The sequence below is a fragment of the Actinoplanes sp. NPDC051633 genome, from assembly GCF_040681735.1.
In the GTDB taxonomy this organism is placed as follows: Bacteria; Actinomycetota; Actinomycetes; order Mycobacteriales; family Micromonosporaceae; genus Actinoplanes.
Genome location: NZ_JBFAZH010001667.1, coordinates 1 through 1,297 on the forward strand (window position 1 = coordinate 1; position 1,297 = coordinate 1,297).

Consider the following 1,297-nt stretch of genomic DNA (forward strand, 5'->3'; position numbering starts at 1 on the left):
ATACCTTCGATCCCGGCCGGAACGCCGGCGCTCATCTGGCCCTCGGCCGGGGGATCCACTTCTGCCTGGGCGCGATGCTGGCCCGGGTGGAGGGCGAGGTGGTGCTCAACATCATGTTCGACCGCTACAAGACGCTGAGCACGATCCCGGACGACCCGCCGGAGTTCTTGCCCGCAATCCTGCTGACCGGGTTGAGGAAGCTGCCGGTGAGCCTCGGCTGACGGCCGGCACATGGGGAGGAACCAGCATGTGGAGGACCCACGAGGCGCAGTTCTGGCTACGCGGGGAGCACCCCGGCAAGCCCGTCCGCTACGACGGGCCGGCCGGTCTGTGGCACGTCTACGGCCACCTCGAGGTGCAGGAGATCCTCGCCGATCCCGGCAGCTACTCCGCCGACATCCTCCGGATCACCCCCGAACACCGGCGGCCCCGGTCCGGCGGCCAGGACGTCTCCATGGACGGGCTGCTCTCGCTGATGGATCCGCCCGAGCTGACCCGGCTGCGGAAGCTGATCAGCGGCGCCTTCTCCCCCAAAGCCGTGGCCCGTCTCGAACCCCGGATCGCGGCGCTGACCCACGAGTTGCTCGACCAGGCCGGTCCGGACCGGATCGAGCTCGTCGCCGACCTCGCGTACCCGCTGCCGTCGATCGTGACCTGTGACATCTTCGGCCTCCCTCGGGAGGACCGCAGCCTGTTCCGGGAGTGGATAGCCGGGATGTTCGAGCGCGATCATCAGCCCTCGCAGCTGGAGCGCAGCGAGGAGCGGAAGCGGGAGGTGGAGAAGCACGCGGACAGCCTGCTGCGGTTCAAGGCCTACGTCGCCGAGCATGCGGCGGAGCGCCGGCGCAGGCCGCGCGAGGATCTGCTGACCGAGATCGTCGCGGCGCCCCTGACCGACGACCAGGTGGTCAACTTCACGGTCGGGCTGCTGATCGCCGGGCATCTGAATACCTTCATGATGATCGGCAACACCGTGCTGTGCCTGGACGAGTTCCCCGATCTGCAGAAGCAGGTCCGGGCCGACCGGTCGCTCGTTCCGGCGGTGATCGAGGAGTCGATGCGGTTCCTCACCCCGTCCGCCTCGCTGAGCCGGGTCACCACCCGCGAGGTCGAACTCGGCGGCGAGACGATCCCCGCCGACCAGATGCTCCTGATCTGGCTGGGCGCCGCGAACCGCGACCCGCGCGCGTTCGCCGACCCGGATACCTTCGATCCCGGCCGGAACGCCGGCGCTCATCTGGCCCTCGGCCGCGGGATCCACTTCTGCCTGGGCGCGATGCTGGCCCGGGTGGAGGGC

At 69.5% G+C, this 1,297-nt stretch carries 1 protein-coding gene and 1 pseudogene; both read left to right on the plus strand.

Features of this window, described 5'->3' with window-relative positions; translation table 11 throughout:
- A pseudogene (locus AB0M20_RS44130) lies at window positions 1-221 on the plus strand (cytochrome P450); the annotation flags it as partial.
- 26 nt (window positions 222-247) lie between these two features.
- Window positions 248-1,297 (plus strand): cytochrome P450 (locus AB0M20_RS44135; RefSeq protein WP_364307527.1); only part of this gene is annotated, 1,050 nt, incomplete at its 3' end.